Origin of the sequence: Hydrogenophaga sp. SL48 (assembly GCF_021729865.1) — a bacterium.
Taxonomy (GTDB): Bacteria; Pseudomonadota; Gammaproteobacteria; order Burkholderiales; family Burkholderiaceae_C; genus Hydrogenophaga.
Window position 1 is genome coordinate 4,250,039 of sequence record NZ_CP063400.1, and the last position, 17,273, is coordinate 4,267,311.

The window sequence follows — 17,273 nt, forward strand, 5'->3', positions numbered from 1 at the left end:
GCCAAAAGACCACAGGTCGCCACCGTGGCCTTGGTCTTGCTTCTCCTGCCGTGGTCGCTTTCACCCGGGTCCCGGCACACGGGAACACCCGCACATTCACCCACCGGCTTGCGCGCAGGAGTTCAGGGAAACAGGAACACATGGACATCAAACCAACGCACCTCCGTGGGCTCGGCCCCCGTGCCAGCCGCCCGCACCCGCGGACCTCCAGGCTGTGGGCGCTGCTGGGCCCGTTTGTCGTGGGCGCGGCGTTCGCCCAGGCGCCCCTGCAGCCGCTGCTGCAGGAGCCGCTGCAGACCTCCGTGGACAGCAGCCGCCAGCCGACCCACCCCGTGAACGCCGACAGCCCGCCGGCCGCCGGCACCACCGCGGGGGCGAGGCCAGCGCCGGCCCCGGGCGAAGCCGCCCCCCTGAACTCGCTCGCCGTGGTCAGCCCGGACTACCGCATCGGCGCCAACGACCTGCTGGAGTTCGACGTGTTCGGCGTGCCCGACATGCGGCGCTCGGTGCGGGTGAACGCCACCGGCGCCGTGTCGCTTCCACTGATCGGCACGGTGCAGCTGGCCGGGCTCACGGCCCAGCAGGCCGAAGCCCACCTGGCCAAGAAGTACAGCGAAAACTACCTGCAGAATCCGCAGGTCTCGCTCTTCATCAAAGAGTTCACCACGCAGCGCATCACCATCGAGGGCGCGGTCGCCAAGCCGGGCATCTACCCCGTGACGGGGCAGCTCACGCTGCTGCGCGCGCTGGCGCTGGCTGGCGGGGGCGCCCAGTACGCCCAGCTGAACGAGATCATGCTGTTCCGCAACACCCAGGGCCAGCCTTCCGAACCCAAGGTGTTCGACCTCGACAAGATCCGCGCGGGCGAGGTGACCGACCCTACCATCCAGTCCGACGACGTGATCGTGGTCAAGCGCAATCCGCAGCGCACCGCGCTGCGGGACTCGCTGTTCCGCGACATCCTCGACACGCTCAACCCCTTCAAGTGAGACGGCCCGGGCCCGACCGGCGGCCATGATCGACCTGCACAGCCACATCCTCCCGGGCATCGATGACGGTGCCGGGACCCTCGATGTCTCGCTGGAGATGGCGCGCATGGCGGTGGCCGACGGTGTGCACACCATGGCGTGCACACCGCACATCTACCCGGGCATGTACCTGAACGACGGCCCCGGCATCGCGCGCCGCCGCGATGCGCTGCAGGCCGAGCTCGACCACGCGGGCATTCCCCTGCAGCTGGTGGTCGGCGCTGACGTGCACCTCGTGCCGGGCCTGCTGGAGGGCCTGCGAAGCGGCCGCGTGCCCACGCTGAACGGCTCGCGCTACCTGCTGCTCGAACCGTCCCACACCACGCCGCCGCCCCGGTTCGAAGCGGTCGTCGGCGAGCTGATCGCCGCGGGCTACACGCCCCTCATCACCCACCCCGAACGCCTGACCTGGATCGCCCAGCACCACGCCGTGTTCCTGCGCCTCGTGCAGCAAGGCGCCTGGATGCAGATCACCGCCGGCGCGCTCACGGGTGTCTTTGGCCCCCGCGCCCGGTACTGGGGTGAACGCCTGATCGGCGAGGGCCACGCCCATGTGCTCGCCAGCGACGCCCACTCCACCGGGCGCCGTTGCCCCGGCCTCAGCGAGGCGCTGCACATCGCCCAGCGGTTGCTGGGCCCGGCCGAGGCCCGGCGCCTCGTGCTCGACCGCCCGCTAGCGGTGATCCAGGACGCGCCGCCGCAGCGCTTCCCGCTGCCCGACATCTTCACCCCACCCGAAGGCACCGTGGGTCGCTGGCTCGCCCGGTTTGGGCTGGGGCGGCACAAGCTGCCCGACGCCAGCCCCCGCTGACGCACCAATTGACGGACCGGCGCCCGCAATCGGGGCCCGAACGTGCAATTTTTCACGACCTTTTGGTGCAGCAGGCCGGCAGCGCGCCCGCTGGCCGAGGGTCTTTTTGACCGTCTGTCGGCCCGCAGGCCGTTTCAAGCACGGCCACAGAAGTGTCACAGTCGGTAAATACCCTGTCAGAACGATGTGTTACTTAAGTTTGGTGCTGCAACGCAACAAATGCACCCTTTCGGACTAATACTCGCCCCTCCCTTGCAGCACTCTGGCCTGAAGTTTGCTGAATGCTGGTTCAAATCCCACCGTCCACCGGACCGTTGGTCAACGAGGTGCCCATGAACGCCCTTCCCTCGCCTTTGTCGCAGGTACCGTCGCCCCAGCCCTCCCCGGAGGGCAGCGGTGACACCGTCGTCTCGATGTACAACGAACACGACCTGGCCCGCAGCCTCGCCCCCTGGGCGAAACACAGCTCACGCCAGCGGTGGGTCATGGCCCGGCTCATGCTCACCGACCTCAGCGTGCTGTGGTGCTGTTTCGTCGCGGGCCGCCTGCCGGTCTGGCTGCGTGGCGAGGCGACCTTGCCGAAAGCCATGAACATCTGGTGGGCCGACAACGGCCAGCTCCGCCTCACGCTCTTCATGGCCATCGCGTTGGGCATGATCGGCTGGATGGGGGCCGTGCAGGGCCACTACACCGCGTACCGCCGCAAGCCCTGGTGGGACGAAGCGCGCCAGATCATCCAGGTGGTGCTGGCCGCCGCGCTCATCGACGCGATGATCATGTACAGCGCCCAGTGGTCGCTGTCGCGCCTCTGGACCGGTGCCACCTGGGCACTCGTCCTGGTGAGCCTGCCGCTGGCGCGCCTGGCCATCCGCAAACGCCTGCTGGCCCAGGGCATGCTGACCCAGCCCTATGTGCTGATCGGTCACCCCGATGACGTCGAGAAGGCCGCCACCGCCCTCGCCAGCGAGCCCTTGCTGGGCTACAAGCCCGTCGCGGTGGTCTGCCCCCATCCGGGCGAGCGCCTGGTGGCGTTCAAGGGCGGGCCGGTGGTGGCGCCCACCGCGCTCACGCCGGCCGTGAGGGAGTTTCTGGCCCAGCCCGGCGCCTACCACCTGGTGGGGGTGCTCGGCATCCGGGACAACAACTGGCTGCGCGAACTCTCGCAGGAACTCATGCTCACCCGCGACGACTTCGTGATGGTGCCCGCCCTGGGCGACCTGCCGATGTATGGCATGGAGGCGTCCCACCTCTTCAGCCACGACGTGCTGTTTCTGCGCGCCCGCAACAACCTCAACCGCGTGGGCCCCCAGATCCTCAAGCGGGCGCTGGACATCGTCGGTTCGGCCGCGGCCCTGCTCGTGCTGTCGCCCCTGTTCGCCTACTTTGCCTGGAAGATCTCCCGCGATGGCGGCAGCCCCTTCTTTGGCCATGTGCGCGTCGGGCAGAAGGGCCGGCCCTTCAAGTGCTACAAGTTCAGGTCCATGGTGGTCAACGCCCAGGAAGAGCTGAAAAAGCTGCTGGCCAACGACCCCGAAGCCCGAACCGAGTGGGAGCGGGACTTCAAACTCAGGAACGACCCCCGCATCAGCAAGATCGGCGGCTTCCTCCGCCGCACCAGCTTGGACGAACTGCCCCAACTCTGGAACGTGCTGACCGGCGAAATGAGCCTGGTCGGCCCCCGCCCCCTGATCCAGGACGAGCTGGCGCGCTACGGCAAGAACGTCACTTACTACCTGATGTCCCGGCCCGGGATGACCGGGCTCTGGCAGGTGAGCGGGCGCAGCGACGCCACCTACGTTTCCCGCATCCGTTTCGACGCCTGGTACGTGCGCAACTGGTCGCTCTGGTACGACCTCGTGATCATGCTGCGCACGGTGCGGGTGGTGCTCAAGCAAGAAGGCGCCGTCTAAGCCCGATGCCACCGCCCGCCCGGCCGCGAGGCCCTGCGGGCGACATCGTTTTCAATCCACCCTATGCTGCACTGCAACATGATCACTCCCGTCATCCTCTGCGGCGGCTCCGGCACCCGCCTGTGGCCGCTGAGCCGCAAAAGCTTTCCCAAGCAGTTCGTGCCGCTGATCGAGGGCAAGAGCCTGCTGCAGCTGACCCTGCAGCGGGTGGCTTCGCTCGGGCCCCAGCTCATGGTGGTCGCGTCCGAGGGCCACCGCTTCATGGTCGCCGACGCGCTGCAGGGGGTGCCTGCGGGCACCCAGGCCATCCTGGAGCCGGCCAGCCGCAACACGGCCGCGGCCATGGCCCTGGCCGCGCTGCAGGCCACCGACAACGGCCAGCCCGACGCGCTGCTGCTGTTCTGCCCGGCCGACCAGCACATCCCCGACACCGCCGCCTTCGCCCGCGCGGTGAAGGAAGGCGTGCCCTCGGCCGAGGGCGGCGCCATCGTCACCTTCGGCATCGTGCCGAGCTTCCCCAGCACCGCCTACGGCTACATCCAGCAAGGCCCGCTGCGCCCGGACGGCACGCTGCAGGTGCAGCGCTTCATCGAGAAGCCGCAAGCCGAGGCCGCGCAGGCGCTGCTGCTGGGCGGTGGTGTGCTCTGGAACGCCGGCATCTTCCTCTGCCGCGCCAGCGTGCTGCTGCAGGCGCTGGAGCGCCACGCCCCCGACATCGTGGCCAGCTGCCGCAAGGCCCTGCCCGCGCCCCCGGCGGCGATGTCGCCACCGGCCCCGGGCGCCGCGCCGCAGTGGATCACCCCCACCGCCCCCGAGTTCGCCGCCTGCCGTTCGCAGAGCATCGACTACGCCGTCATGGAGCACCACGACAACGTGGCCGTGGTGCCCTTTCCGGGCGCCTGGAGCGACGTGGGCAGCTGGAACGCCGTGGCCGACCTGACCCACGCCGACGCCGACGGCAACCGCGTGCAGGGCCAGGGGATGACCCACCTGGCGCGCAACACCTTCATCCACGCGCCCCACCGCCCCGTGGTCGCGCTCGGCACGCACGACCTGCTGATCATCGACACACCCGACGCGCTGCTCGTGGCCCACAAGGACTGTGTCGAGCAGGTCAAGGACATCGTGACGCGGCTGCAGGACCAGCAGTGCGCCGAGGCCCTCACCCACCGCAAGGTGGCGCGTCCCTGGGGCTGGTACGACAGCATCGACCTGGGCGAGCGTTTCCAGGTCAAGCGCATCGGCGTGAAGCCCGGCGCGAGCCTCAGCCTGCAGATGCACCACCACCGCGCCGAACACTGGATCGTCGTCAAGGGCACGGCCGAGGTCACGCGCGGCAAGGACACGTTCCTGCTTTCGGAAAACCAGTCCACCTACATCCCGGTGGGCGAACTGCACCGCCTGCACAACCCCGGCAAGATGGAGCTCGAAATGATCGAGGTGCAGTCGGGCAGCTACCTGGGCGAAGACGACATCGTGCGCTTCGAAGACACCTACGGGCGCGCCACCGCGACCCGGGCCACACCGCCCGACACCCCGGTGCGGGCCGCCCTCAGCCGATGAAAGTCGCCATCGTTCACTACTGGTGGCTCAGCAACCGCGGCGGCGAAGCCGTGGTGGCCGCCATCGCCGAGCTCTACCCCGAGGCCGATCTGTATGTGCACGTCTGCGACGAGCCGCTGGTGCGCAAGACCCTGGGGGCGGGCTTCAAGGGCCGGGTCATCACCACCTTCATCGCCCGCCTGCCGGGTGCGGCGAAGCACTACCAGAAGTACCTGCCGCTGATGCCGGTGGCGCTGGAGCAGCTGGACCTGTCCGCCTACGACCTGGTGATCAGCAGCGAGTCGGGGCCGGCCAAGGGCGTCATCACCCGGCCGGACGCGCTGCACGTCTGCTACTGCCACTCGCCCATGCGCTACGTGTGGGACATGTACCCCGCCTACCTCCAGGGCGCGGGCCGGGTCGTGCGCGCGCTGTTCCCGTGGGTGGCGCACTGGCTGCGCGTGTGGGACCGGGCCTCGGCCGACCGCGTGGACCATTTCGTCGCCAACTCCAGCTTCGTGGCCTCGCGCATCCGCAAGTTCTACCGGCGCGACGCCGAGGTGGTCTACCCGCCGGTGAACGTGACGGCCTTCGACCACCGCCGCGAGCGCGGCGACTTCTACCTCTGCCTGGGACAGCTCGTGCCGTACAAGCGGGCCGACATGGTGGTGGAGGTGTTCAACCGGCTCGGGCTGCCCCTGGTGGTGATCGGCGAGGGCGAGCTGCTCGACCGCCTCAAGGCCATCGCCGCGCCCAACGTGCAGCTGATGGGGCGCCAGGCCTTCAGCGTGGTCAAAGAAAAGCTCGAAACCTGCAAGGCGCTGGTGTTCCCGGGCCTGGAGGATTTCGGCATCGTGCCCGTGGAGGCCATGGCCAGCGGCGCCCCCGTGATCGCCTACGGCAAGGGCGGTGCGCTCGACACCATCGTGCACGGCAAGACCGGCATCCTGTTCGACGAGCAGAGCAACAGCGCCCTGGAAGCCGCGATCCGCGCCTGTGAAGCCGGCCAGCACCGGTTCGACGTGGAGGCGCTGCGCGAACACGCGGCGGGCTTCGACAAGGCCATCTTCCAGCGCCGGTTCCTCCAGGCCGTGGAGCGTGCGATGGCGGCCCAGAAGGCCCCTCCACCGCAGCACGCCGAGGGATGGAGCTAGGCCATGGAGACCCTGGTCATCGGTCTGTTCTGGGTGCTGGCGGCGCAAGTGCTGATCGGCAAACCCCGCACGGGCCTCTGCATCTTCTTCGGGTCGCTCCCGTTCGGCGCGCTGGCGGTCATCCCCACCGCCCTGACCGGCGGCCTCACCCTGACGCCGACCCCGATCATCGCCCTGCTCATCGGCGCCCGGCTGCTGCTGAACCGGCAGGACCGCAGCTCGCTGGCGGGCATCGCCCTGTCGAAAAACGGCACCGTGTACCTCACGGTCTTCTGGATGATCGCCTGCGCGGCCACGCTGCTGATGCCCCGGATCTTCGAAAGCGAAGTGACGATCTTCCCCATCCGGTCGTCGGACATGATCGTCGAGGAGCTGCTGCACCCGACCACCCAGAATTTCTCCCAGCTGACCTACCTCTCGATCTCGGTGTTCGCGGTGTTCTGCTTCGTCCGGCTGACGCACAAGAATTTCAACGTCGCCGACCTGCTCGGGCCGATCCGGCTGGGCGCGCTCATCACCGTGGCCACGGGGGCCATCGACTACGCCAGCAACTTCGTCAACCTGAGCGCCCTCCTCGATCCGTTCAGGACCGCCTCGTACGCGCTGCTCACCTCCAACGAGGTGTTCGGCAACAAGCGCACCGTCGGGCTGATGCCGGAGGCCTCGTCCTACGGTTCGGTGTGCGTGTTCTTCCTGTCCCTGCTCTATTTCCTGCGCCTGACCGTTCACAAGGACCCGCTGGGCTACGCCAAGAACATCGGCCTGGTGTTCGCGCTGGTGCTGATGGCGCTGCTCTCCACGTCGTCGGCCGCCATCGTCTGCGTGGGCGTCTTCCTGGTGCTGGTGGTCGTGGACTGGCTCTGGACCGACGTGAGCATCCGCAAGACCCCGCTCACGAAAACCGCGCTGCTGTGGTGCTGCGTGCTGTCGTTCGTGGCGCTGTTCCTGTCGTTCCAGCCCAGGCTGCTGAGTGAGCTGTCCGACATCTTCAGCCACATGATTCTCTACAAGAAAGAGTCCCACTCGTACGAAGAACGGACGCTGTGGACCACCGTCAGCCTGCAGGCCCTGCAAGACACCTACGGGCTGGGCGTGGGCGTGGGGGGCACCCGCACCTCCAGCTTCCTGGCGGCCCTGTTCAGCAACACTGGCGTGCTGGGCGGACTCTTTTTCATGGCCTTCCTGCTGAAGGCCCTGCTGGGCCGCTGGAGCTACTACCGTTCGCCGAGGTTCAGGTCGGTTCAGCGCGGGCTGTTCTTCGCCTTCATCCCGCCCTTTGTCAACCTGCTGCTGGTGGGCACGACGGCCGACTTCGGGCTGGCCCTGGCCTACCTGCTCGGGATCAAGCTGGGCCTGGTCTCCCGGTACCCGGCGCGCTCCAGCGAGCTGAAGCTGGAACCCCAGCCGCAGGGGGCGAGATGAGCGCCGCGCCGGGCCGTTCCCAAGCAAGCTCGCACCGCAGCCCGCAGGGCGAAGGTACCCCAGTGAGCGCCGCCCGGCCGTTCCGAAGGCGCTCAGCCCCGCAGTGCGCAGCACGGAGGGTAGTCCAGTGAGCGCCAACCCGGTCGCCACCCGGTCGTCGCTGGACTTCGCGTTCGTCTACGCGGCCTACTCCCTGCGCTACGTCTACCTGCTGGTGCTGATCCCCTTCTACGGGCGGGTCCTGGGCATGGAGGGGTACGCCGTGATGCTGTCGGCGCTGTCCCTGATGAACCTCGCCTGGATCTTCAACAGCTGGGGGCTGCCGCCGGCCGGCACCCGCGCCATCGCGTCGTCGTCCGGCCACGCCGACATCTTTGGCGCGCAGTTCACCGCCCGGCTGTGGCTCGCCCTGCTGGTGATCCCGGGGGCCCTGATCGCCATCCACCTATCGCCGATCCTGCTGGCCAACCGCTGGGCCGCCTACGCGGCCCTGGCCATGGGCGTGGTCTCGGCGTTCAACCTGGGCTGGTACTACACCGGCACCCACCGCCCCCGCACCACCGTCCGCCTGGAGGTGATCGGGTTCGTGTTCAACCTGTCGCTCATCCTGACGCTGGTGCGCTCGCCGACGGACGCCGATCTGGCGATCTTCCTGATGCTGCTGTCCGCGCTCATGGTGACGGCCATCGCCTACGGGTCGTGCCGGGGTGAGTTCAGCCTGGACCGGCTCATTCAATGGCGCGCGGGCCTGCAGCTGATCCGGTCCTCGGGTTACCTGTTCCTGTACATCAGCAACGCGATTTTTGTCGGGGCGGCCCTGACCTATCTGCTGGGCCTGTACGCCAGCGCGGACATGGTGGGGGCCTACGGCGCGGCGGACCGGCTGGTGGCGGCGGGCATCAGCATCATGACGCCCATGGGCCACATCTTCATCCCGAAGATCACCGCCCTGTTCAAGACCAGCCCCGAGGGTGCGTACCGCCTGTCCCGAAAGATCGGTGCCCTGCTGCTGCTGGTGGCCACCCTGGGCGCCGCCATCAGCCACGGGTTCGCCGCGCCCATCGTGTCTCTGATCTTCGGCCCCGGGTTCGGGGAAACCGCTGAACTGCTGAAGCTGCTGTCGGTGGTGTTCCCGATCAACGCCGCCATCATCGTGCTGGGCGCCTACCTGTTCATCCCCCAGCACCAGGAGCGCACGCTGGCCGCCGTCGTCATTGCCGGCTCGGCGATCGGCATCGGCTCGCTGGTGTTCATGGGCAACAGCCACCAGGCCATGGGAGCCGCCTACGCCCGGATCCTCGGGGACTCGATCACCCTGGCGCTGCTGCTGGTGTTGGCATGGAAGAACGGCATCCTGCAGCGGTTCCTGTCTTTCCGCCGATGAGCCCCTCCACCGGCACCGTTTTCATTTGATACACAGACCTTCAGGAACCACCATGAATGCCTATGTCGTCATTGCCACCAAGGGGCGCGCTGCCATTGCCCGGGGGGTGCTGAACTCGCTCCAGGAGCAGACCTGCCCGATCGAACACATCCTCTTTGTCGGCAGCGAACCCGCCGACGTGGCCGGGCTGGACACCCACCCGCGGTACAGCGCCGCCACGGTGTCGGTGCTGCTGTCGGAGGCGGGCCTGACCAAACAGCGCAACGCCGGGCTGGAGCGGCTCGCCACCCTGACCCGGGGCGACGACCCGGGCAACTGGTTCGTGGCGTTTTTCGACGACGACTTCCGCCTCGCCCCCGACTGGCTGGCCCACTGCAGGGACGCGTTCCTGAACGACCCGCAACTGGTCGGCGTGGGCGGCACGGTGGTCGCCGATGGCATCACGGGCGAGCCGATCACCGAATCACAGGCCCAGGACTTCATCGGGTCCCGCCTGCCGCCCATGAAACACACCTGGTCCGGCCCCCGCCGGGACGTGCCCGACCTCTACGGCTGCAACATGGCGTACCGCGGCACCGTGGCCGGCACCGACCGGTTCGACCCCGACCTCCCTTACTACGGCTGGCTCGAAGACGTCGACTACTCGGTCAAGGCCAGCCAGAAGGGGGCCCTGCGGCTCATCCCCGAATGCCGGGGGGTGCACATGGGCACCTCGTCGGGCCGCACCAGCGGCGTGCGCTTCGGCTACTCCCAGATCGCCAACCCGCTGTACCTGATCAAGAAAAAGACCATCCCCCTCCAGAAGGGCTGCCGGACCCTGCTGCGCAACCTGCTGTCCAACGGCAAGAACTCGCTGTTCCGCAACCAGTCCCGCGACTACACCGGGCGGCTGAGGGGCAACTTCATGGCCATCAAGGACCTGTTGCAGGGCCATTGCCACCCGACCCGGGTCAAGGGCATCCAGTGACCCACCCGCCCGCAACCCCGGACACCATGAGCGCCCCCGCCATGCCGCCCCCGCTCCGCCTGGTCGTGCTCAACGACTTTTCGTCGGCCAAGGGCGGTGCGTCGTCGCTGGCCATCGCGAACGCCAACCTCATGGCGTCGATGGGCGTGCCCGTCACCTTCCTCTGCGGGGACCACCGCCCCGACGACGGCGCGCTGAATGCGGACGTCTCGCGCCTGGGCCTCGATGGCGCGGCCATCGATCCGGCCCGGCCGCTGAACAACGCCATCAACGGCCTGTACAACGCCGCCGCCCAGCGCTTCCTGGCGGACTGGATCAGCGCCCACGACACGCCCCACACCGTCTACCACCTGCACGGCTGGAGCAAGATCTTTTCGCCCTCGATCTTCAAGGCGCTCTCCGGGGTCTCCAGCCGCACCCTGGTGCACGCCCACGACTATTTCCCGGCCTGCCCCAATGGCGCCTTCATCAACTACCCGCAGATGAAGGAGTGCGAACTCCTGCCCACCCAGGTGGGCTGCCTGCTGTCCCAATGCGACCAGCGCAGCTACCCCCAGAAGCTGTGGCGCGTGGCGCGGCACCAGGTCAAGAACCGCTGGTTCAACCTGAAGGACTCGAGCTTCAGGATCGCGCTGCCGCACGAGGCCATGCGCCCGTATTTCCTGCGCAGCGGCAGCCTGGACCACACGGTGTACACCATCCCCAACCCGGTGGTGCCGTTCACCACCGACCGCATCCCGGCCGAAGCCAACGCCGAGTTCCTGTTCATCGGCCGGCTGGTGCCCGAGAAGGGCGTCGACACCTTCCTCGCGGCCGCCCAGCGCGCCCGGGTGAAGGCCAAGGTCATTGGCGCCGGCCCCCTGCTCGAACCCCTGAAGGCGCAGTACCCCGACGTCGAATTCACCGGCTGGCAGGACCGGGACACCATCGGCGCGCACCTGCGCCACGCGCGCGCGGTCATCATGCCGTCGCGGCTGCGGGAAACCTTCGGGCTGGTGGCGATCGAGTCCATCGCCAGCGGCATCCCGGTGGTGGTCTCGACCAGTTCGGCGGTGGCGGCTGACCTGGTCCGGATGAACGCCGGCATGACGGTTTCGCCAGACCATGTGGAACAGCTGGCCCAGCTCATGGGCCAGCTCAACACCGCCGACGCGCTCGTGCGGACCATGAGCGACAACGGCCATGCCCACTGGCGGCAGGTGGCCAACACCACGGACAGCTGGGCCGGCGCCCTGCGGTCCCTCTATGGCGCGATGGCGGGTGAACCCAGCCACATCCGGACGCACTGAATGAACCAGCTCAAGGTCGGCATCCTGAACGTGGCGTACAGCCCCAACCTGGGCGACGGACTGATCGCGGAGTGCCTGCGCCACGGTCTGGCGTCGTCACCGGCCCAGCTCGATCCGCACTTCATCGACCTGGCGGGGCGGGAGAGTTTTTCGCAGGGCCTGCAATCGAAGAAGCGCCTCAACGCCGTGCGGTCGATGCTGCCGGCGTTCGCCCTGGGCGTGGCCTCGCGGCTGTACCTGGCGCTGCTGGTGCGCTTTCGCCTGCGGCCGTTCTACCGCCGCAAGATGGCCGGGCTGGACGCCGTCATCCTGGGTGGCGGCAACCTGCTGGCGGACCAGGACCTGAATTTCCCGAAGAAGATCCACGGCGCGCTCATGGAGGCGGCCCGGCTGCGGCTGCCGGTGTACCTCTACGGCGTGGGGGTCTCCGACGACTGGTCACCCACCGGCCGCCAGCTGTTTCTGGAGGCCCTCGGCGCCTGCGACCTGCGCTTCATTTCCGTGCGGGACGCCCGCTCCGCCACGCTGCTGGCGCGCGCGCTCGGCCCGGCGCAGCGCGACATCGTCACCGTGCTCGACCCCGGGGTGTTCGCCGCGCTCGCCCTGCCGCCGGTCGCCCAGGAGCCCCCCCCGCCCGACGGGGTGGCGCGCATCGGTGTGGGCGTGATGAGCCCGGGCGAGCTGCAGTACCACGGGCTCTCGTCGCTGGAAGACCATGTGCTCTTCACCTTCTACCTCGACCTGCTGGCCGACCTGGGCGCCCGCGGGGCCCAGGTCCGGGTCTTCACCAACGGCAGCCCCGAAGACCGCGCGTTCGCGCAGCGGCTGAGCAGCGCGTTCAGCGAGGTCGGCCCGGCCCGCGCGTGGCTGGCCGATGTGTCCGAGCGCATCCAGACGCCCACCGACCTCGTCAACGTCATCGCCGGCTGCACCGGCATCGTGGCCTTCCGCCTGCACGCCATCATCGCCGCGCTGGCCTGTGACAAGCCGTTCGTGGCGCTCGCCTGGGACAAGAAGGTCGGCGCCTTCCTGGACGAGGTGCAGCGCCCGGGGGCCCTGGCCGACGTGTCCCGATCGTCCGCTGCGTCGATCGTCGACCGGCTGCTGGCGACCCCGGCCGCGCCGCCTCCCCTGTCGTCAGCGGCGTGCGCCCAGCGGTCTTTGCGCTCGGTGCACCGGCTGGCCGCCCTGATCGCCCCACCAAGGGAACCCCATGACCCCCAAGAAGCCGCCGTCTAAAGCCTGGATGGGCCCCCCCCTGCTGGCCGCCGGCGTGTCGGTGCTGGTGTTCGTCGTGGCCCAGGTGGACCTCATCCGGCCCGCCTACGCGCAATGGGACAAGGCCGCCCACTTCCTCTGCTTCCTGGCCACCTGGTGGGTGTTCCACCGGGTGCTGGGCATGGGCCGGGTGGCGGCGCTCCTGCTCGCGGCCGCGCTGGGCGCGTTCATCGAGGTGCACCAGATCGGGCAGCCCTCGTTCGATCCGTCGTGGTCCGATTTTTTCGCCGATCTGGCGGGCATCGCGGGCGCCTGGGCCCTGGCGCTGGCGTTCCCGGCGCGGAAGGGCCCACCATGAAACCCCTGATGACGGCACTCGCGGTCGGCGCCCTGGCGCTGATGTCCATGGCGGCGCTTCACGCGGCCGGGCCATCCCTCGGCGTGGGCGCGGCCTTGCAGCAGCAAAACCCGCCCCCCACCGCGGAGCAGGCCGCCGCCAACCCCTTCGGCGTCGCGTCCTCCGCCTCGTCCTCCCGGCGCCTGGCCAGCTGGATCGGGCCGGTGGCCGAGGCGGGCGTGGGCTGGGTGCGGGGCTTCAGCCCCACGCTGAACCCGTCCCAGGTGGCCCAGAGCGTGCCCGCGTCCATCCGCTTCAGCGGCATCCTGGAGTACCGGGACCCGGCCGACCCGGCGGCGTGGCAGCAGTACGTCCGGGACCGGGTCCAGACCTTCAAGCCCGTGACCCGCCACTGGGAAATCTGGAACGAGCCGCCCAACTTCACCCCGAACACCCCGCCCGAGGTCTACGGGCAGATGGTGGCCCTGGCCCACGACGCGGCCAAGGGCGTGGACCCGACGGTGCAGGTGGGCCTGGCGGCCCAGAGCGTCAACCTCAACTACCTGGACCGCGCGCTGCTCTCCGGCGCCAAGGACAAGTTCGACTTCATCACCGTGCACCCCTACGAGACGGCCGGCCTGATTCCCCGGGGTTTCGAGGCCCAGTACATGGCCATCGTGCCGACCATCCGCAAGATGCTGCGGGCGCGCAACCCCGAGCGCGCCCAGGTGCCGGTGTACTTCACCGAGGTGGGCCAGCCCATCGACGCCCGGAACGACGAGACGGCGCAGGCGAGCCAGCTGCTGAAGGTCTACACCATGGGCCTGGCCCAGGGTGCGGCCCGGGTCCACTGGTTCGAGCCCCTGGACGGCGACTCCGGCCCCTTCGGCCTGATCGGCCCACAGGGCCGGCCGCGCCCCGCCCACACGGCGCTGCGCGCGCTGATCACCCACCTCGGCCCGCAGCCGCGGTATGTCGGCTGGCTGCTGCTCGCCGACCGGCACCACGGGTTTCTCTTCGACGGCCCGCAGGGCCCGGTGCTGGTGGCCTGGAGCCAGCCCGGCACCACCGCGGCGGTGGCGCTCCCGGCCGGCAGCCGCGTGGTCGAGCCGCTGTCGGGCGGGGTGCAGCCCGCCCCCTCGCTGGCGCTGAACAACGTGCCCAGCCTGGCCCTGCTGCCCAGGGGCGCGGTCGGGTGGACCCAGCTGGCGAGCGCCAACCAGGCCAGGCCCTTCCCCTGGAACGGCGACCACAGCGGCGCGAAGCGCATCGAATTCACCGCCCCCGGCGGCCCGGCCGGCGAGCGCGGCCTGCACCTGGTGCAGGCGCCGGTGTGGCGCGACGTGGGCACCGAGCGGGTGCTCGACGCGGCGCCACGGGCGATCACCGCGTTCACGGTGGACCCCAACTTCCTGTCCTACAGCCCGCAGCCGCTGCGCATCACCGCCGTGGTGCGGCGCAACTCGGCGACCGCGGCCGGCTTCAACCTGAAGTACGAAAGCCGCAGCGGCACCCGAAGCCTGGGCTGGAACGCGGTGCCGGCGCAAGGCGAATGGAGCACCCTGAGCTGGCCCATCACCGACGCCCAGTTCGTGGGCAAGTTCGGGTACCACTTTTCTTTCGACTCGGACAGCACCCGGCACAGCAACTACAGCATCCGCAGCGTGTCGGTGAGCAAGGAGTGACGGCCATGCACCCACGACACACCACCGCTTTCCCACCCCCAGGCCTCCGGTCGGCTCCCGCCTGGCCCGGTGCATCCAGCCCGGTCCGGGGCCAACATCGTCCAGCCCGGCAGCCCACCCGCTGCCGCCCTGATCCTTCCTGCTGCCGCTCTTAGAGCCCCCACCGCCATGCTGCCCAACACCCTCCCTCCCCACGGTCCGCCGCACTCCACGGCACTGGCCTTGCAGCAGGCGCGCATGCTGCAATCCGCCCAGCGCGCGCGCGAAGAGACCGATGCCGCGCCCAACGACGACATCGACCTCAAGGAAATTTTCCGGGCCATCGCCAGACACAAATGGATGATCGCTGGCATCACCCTGCTGTGCCTCGCGGCTGCGGCGGTCTACACCCTGCGCATCACGCCGCTGTACCGCGCCACCACGCTGATCCAGATCGACCGCAGCGCCCAGAAGGTCGTGGGGTTCAACACCGAGGTGGAGCTCGACCAGGGCACCGCGTCCGACCAGCTGCAGCTGCGCACGCAGATCGAGCTGCTCAAGAGCCGTTCCCTGGCCCTGCGCGTGATCGACGAGATGGGCCTGTACAAACCCGGTGAGGGCGAGGTGCCGGCGGACCCGGCGGCGCCCGCCGCGCCGGTGGCCACGCCCGCCCCGCCGCCCGCCAACGACACCGGCTTCGTCGCGACGCTGACCCGGAACTTCCGCCAGCTGTTCACCCCGGCCGTGAAGGACGGGGAACGCCTCAGCCGCAACGAGACCATCAGCGCCTTCAACGACTCGGTCAACATCGAACCCCTGCGCAGCTCGCGGCTGGTGGAGGTGCAGGTCATGAACAAGGACGGCGAGCTGGCGGCGCGCATCGCCAACCAGATCGCCCAGACCTTCATCGCGATGAACCTGGAGCGCAAGCTGGAGACCTCGGTCTATGCCCGGCAGTTTCTCGAAGAACAGATCCAGCAGACCAAGGCCAAGCTGGAACAGAGCGAGCGGGTGATCAACCAGTACGCCAAACGCAACGAGATCCTGAACCTGGGCGACAAGACCAGCGCCACGACGCAGAACTACGTCGATTTCTCCGCCGCGCTGGCCAAGGCCGAGCAGGACCGGATGAAGGCCGAGGCGCAGTACGAAGAGGTGCGCGCAAGGCCCGAGAGCGCCCCCCGCGTGCTGGACAACCTGGCGGTCCAGGCCTACAAGGAGCAGCGCGCCCGGCTGGAGGCCGAGTACGCGAAAAACCTGGCGGTGTTCAAGCCGAACTTCCCGGCGATGCTGCAGGCCAAGTCGCAGATCGACGAGCTGCAAAAGCGCATCGACACCGAGGTGGAGGTCATCCTGGCCTCGATCAAGGGCCAGTACGACGCCGCCAGAAAGCAGGAAGCGCTGTTGCGCACGCGCGTCGGCGCCTCGCGCGACGAGGTGCTGATGGTGCAGGACCGCAGCGTGGACCTGAACCTGCTCAAGCGCGAGCTCGACACCAACCGGCAGGTCTACGACAGCCTGTTGCAGCGCCTCAAGGAGGTCAGCGTCACGGGCGGCCTGAACACCAACAACATCTCGGTGGTGGACGCGGCGGAGTCCGCGCTGTTCCCCTTCCGGCCGCGCCCGACGATCAACCTGGCCGTGGGGCTGATGCTGGGCCTGCTGGCCGGCGTGCTGGCGGCCATCCTGCGCGAGCAGATGGACGACTCCATCAAACACGAAGACGAGGTGGAGCGCCTGTTTGCCCTGCCGCTGCTGGGCTGGATTCCGGCGACCCGCAAGCCCCGGGGCATGTCCATCGAGTCGCTGGGCCTGCTGGCCCACTCGGAGCCCCGCAGCGGGTTCTCGGAGGCCTACCGCTCCATGCGGACCGCGCTGCAGTTCTCCACCGCCGACGGCGCGCCGCGGCACCTCATGGTCACGAGCTGCGGCAAGAACGAAGGCAAGACCACCTCCGCCCTGGCGCTGGCCATCAACTTCGCGCAACTGGGCCAGCGGGTCCTGCTGATCGACGCCGACATGCGCCTGGCGTCGGTGCACAAGGCGCTGGGCCTGCCCAACGAGCGCGGTCTGTCCAACCTGCTCGCGGGCGAAGCGCCCGCCGAAGAACTGATCCTCAAGACCATGGTGCCGAACCTGGGCGTGCTGCTGGCCGGGCCCACGCCCCCCGACCCGGTGGAGCTGCTGATGGGCCCGGGGCTGCGCATGCTGCTCGACCGCGCCCAGGCGCTCGGCTTCACCCAGCTGATCATCGACGGGCCACCGCTGCTGGGCATCGCGGACGCCATCGTGCTGGGCAACCAGATCCAGCACATCGTGTTCGCCGTGAAGGCCTCCAGCACCAAGAAGAAAAGCATCAAGGACGCGCTGCGCCGCCTGCGCAACGCCGGGCTGGCGCCGATGGGCATGGTGCTGACCCACGCCCGCACCGAGCACACCAACGACGACGCCTTCGAGTCGTACTACGGCTACGGCCATCCGCCCAAGACGGCGCCCGGCCTGCTGGGCACCGCGAACGGCGCGCGTGCGCCGTCCTGAGCACCACGT

The 17,273-nt window shown here is 69.0% G+C and carries 13 protein-coding genes; all 13 read left to right on the top strand.

Annotated elements, in window-relative coordinates; genetic code table 11:
- Window positions 1-140: 140 nt before the first annotated feature.
- The 13 genes from IM738_RS20110 to IM738_RS20170 all read left to right on the top strand — a co-directional run bounded on the left by IM738_RS20110 (window position 141) and on the right by IM738_RS20170 (window position 17,264).
- Window positions 141-989 carry a polysaccharide biosynthesis/export family protein gene (locus tag IM738_RS20110; RefSeq protein WP_236962809.1) on the top strand — a complete coding sequence of 283 codons (849 nt, stop codon included), beginning with the start codon at window positions 141-143 and terminating at the stop codon, window positions 987-989.
- A gap of 25 nt (window positions 990-1,014) precedes the next feature.
- Window positions 1,015-1,839, top strand: coding sequence for a tyrosine-protein phosphatase (locus tag IM738_RS20115; RefSeq protein ID WP_236962810.1), 825 nt, complete (start codon window positions 1,015-1,017; stop codon window positions 1,837-1,839).
- A 281-nt stretch (window positions 1,840-2,120) separates the two neighbouring features.
- Window positions 2,121-3,749 (top strand): undecaprenyl-phosphate galactose phosphotransferase WbaP, encoded by a 1,629-nt coding sequence (gene wbaP, locus IM738_RS20120; protein WP_236962811.1) that lies wholly within the window; start codon window positions 2,121-2,123, stop codon window positions 3,747-3,749.
- 78 nt (window positions 3,750-3,827) lie between these two features.
- On the top strand, window positions 3,828-5,312 hold the full coding sequence (locus IM738_RS20125; protein ID WP_236962812.1) for a mannose-1-phosphate guanylyltransferase/mannose-6-phosphate isomerase: 1,485 nt from the start codon (window positions 3,828-3,830) through the stop codon (window positions 5,310-5,312).
- Window positions 5,309-6,445 (top strand): glycosyltransferase, encoded by a 1,137-nt coding sequence (locus IM738_RS20130; RefSeq protein WP_236962813.1) that lies wholly within the window; start codon window positions 5,309-5,311, stop codon window positions 6,443-6,445. The genes IM738_RS20125 and IM738_RS20130 overlap by 4 nt, the downstream gene beginning before the upstream one ends.
- A gap of 3 nt (window positions 6,446-6,448) precedes the next feature.
- Window positions 6,449-7,867, top strand: a complete 1,419-nt coding sequence (locus tag IM738_RS20135; protein WP_236962814.1) for a hypothetical protein — start codon at window positions 6,449-6,451, stop codon at window positions 7,865-7,867.
- Window positions 7,868-7,994: 127 nt separating this feature from the next.
- On the top strand, window positions 7,995-9,251 hold the full coding sequence (locus IM738_RS20140; protein ID WP_236962815.1) for an oligosaccharide flippase family protein: 1,257 nt from the start codon (window positions 7,995-7,997) through the stop codon (window positions 9,249-9,251).
- Between the two features lie 52 nt (window positions 9,252-9,303).
- Complete coding sequence (locus tag IM738_RS20145; protein WP_236962816.1) at window positions 9,304-10,218, top strand: glycosyltransferase family 2 protein; 915 nt, start codon at window positions 9,304-9,306, stop codon at window positions 10,216-10,218.
- 26 nt (window positions 10,219-10,244) lie between these two features.
- On the top strand, window positions 10,245-11,507 hold the full coding sequence (locus tag IM738_RS20150; RefSeq protein WP_236962817.1) for a glycosyltransferase family 4 protein: 1,263 nt from the start codon (window positions 10,245-10,247) through the stop codon (window positions 11,505-11,507).
- Window positions 11,508-12,746 (top strand): polysaccharide pyruvyl transferase family protein, encoded by a 1,239-nt coding sequence (locus IM738_RS20155; protein WP_236962818.1) that lies wholly within the window; start codon window positions 11,508-11,510, stop codon window positions 12,744-12,746. It abuts the gene before it with no gap.
- 7 nt (window positions 12,747-12,753) lie between these two features.
- On the top strand, window positions 12,754-13,083 hold the full coding sequence (locus IM738_RS20160) for a hypothetical protein (RefSeq protein ID WP_236962819.1): 330 nt from the start codon (window positions 12,754-12,756) through the stop codon (window positions 13,081-13,083).
- Complete coding sequence (locus tag IM738_RS20165; protein WP_236962820.1) at window positions 13,080-14,747, top strand: hypothetical protein; 1,668 nt, start codon at window positions 13,080-13,082, stop codon at window positions 14,745-14,747. The genes IM738_RS20160 and IM738_RS20165 overlap by 4 nt, the downstream gene beginning before the upstream one ends.
- A 168-nt stretch (window positions 14,748-14,915) precedes the next feature.
- Entirely contained in the window at window positions 14,916-17,264 is a 2,349-nt protein-coding gene (locus IM738_RS20170; RefSeq protein ID WP_236962821.1) for a GumC family protein, read from the top strand.
- The last annotated feature ends 9 nt before the right edge of the window (window positions 17,265-17,273 follow it).

Bases quoted from the DNA above. Each gene is read 5' to 3' on its own strand.
- IM738_RS20150 (WP_236962817.1), top strand. From the start codon at position 10,245: ATGAGCGCCCCCGCCATGCCGCCCCCGCTCCGCCTGGTCGTGCTCAAC.
- wbaP (WP_236962811.1), top strand. From the start codon at position 2,121: ATGCTGGTTCAAATCCCACCGTCCACCGGACCGTTGGTCAACGAGGTG.
- IM738_RS20165 (WP_236962820.1), top strand. From the start codon at position 13,080: ATGAAACCCCTGATGACGGCACTCGCGGTCGGCGCCCTGGCGCTGATG.
- IM738_RS20115 (WP_236962810.1), top strand. From the start codon at position 1,015: ATGATCGACCTGCACAGCCACATCCTCCCGGGCATCGATGACGGTGCC.
- IM738_RS20110 (WP_236962809.1), top strand. From the start codon at position 141: ATGGACATCAAACCAACGCACCTCCGTGGGCTCGGCCCCCGTGCCAGC.
- IM738_RS20160 (WP_236962819.1), top strand. From the start codon at position 12,754: ATGGGCCCCCCCCTGCTGGCCGCCGGCGTGTCGGTGCTGGTGTTCGTC.
- IM738_RS20130 (WP_236962813.1), top strand. From the start codon at position 5,309: ATGAAAGTCGCCATCGTTCACTACTGGTGGCTCAGCAACCGCGGCGGC.
- IM738_RS20155 (WP_236962818.1), top strand. From the start codon at position 11,508: ATGAACCAGCTCAAGGTCGGCATCCTGAACGTGGCGTACAGCCCCAAC.
- IM738_RS20170 (WP_236962821.1), top strand. From the start codon at position 14,916: ATGCTGCCCAACACCCTCCCTCCCCACGGTCCGCCGCACTCCACGGCA.
- IM738_RS20145 (WP_236962816.1), top strand. From the start codon at position 9,304: ATGAATGCCTATGTCGTCATTGCCACCAAGGGGCGCGCTGCCATTGCC.
- IM738_RS20135 (WP_236962814.1), top strand. From the start codon at position 6,449: ATGGAGACCCTGGTCATCGGTCTGTTCTGGGTGCTGGCGGCGCAAGTG.
- IM738_RS20125 (WP_236962812.1), top strand. From the start codon at position 3,828: ATGATCACTCCCGTCATCCTCTGCGGCGGCTCCGGCACCCGCCTGTGG.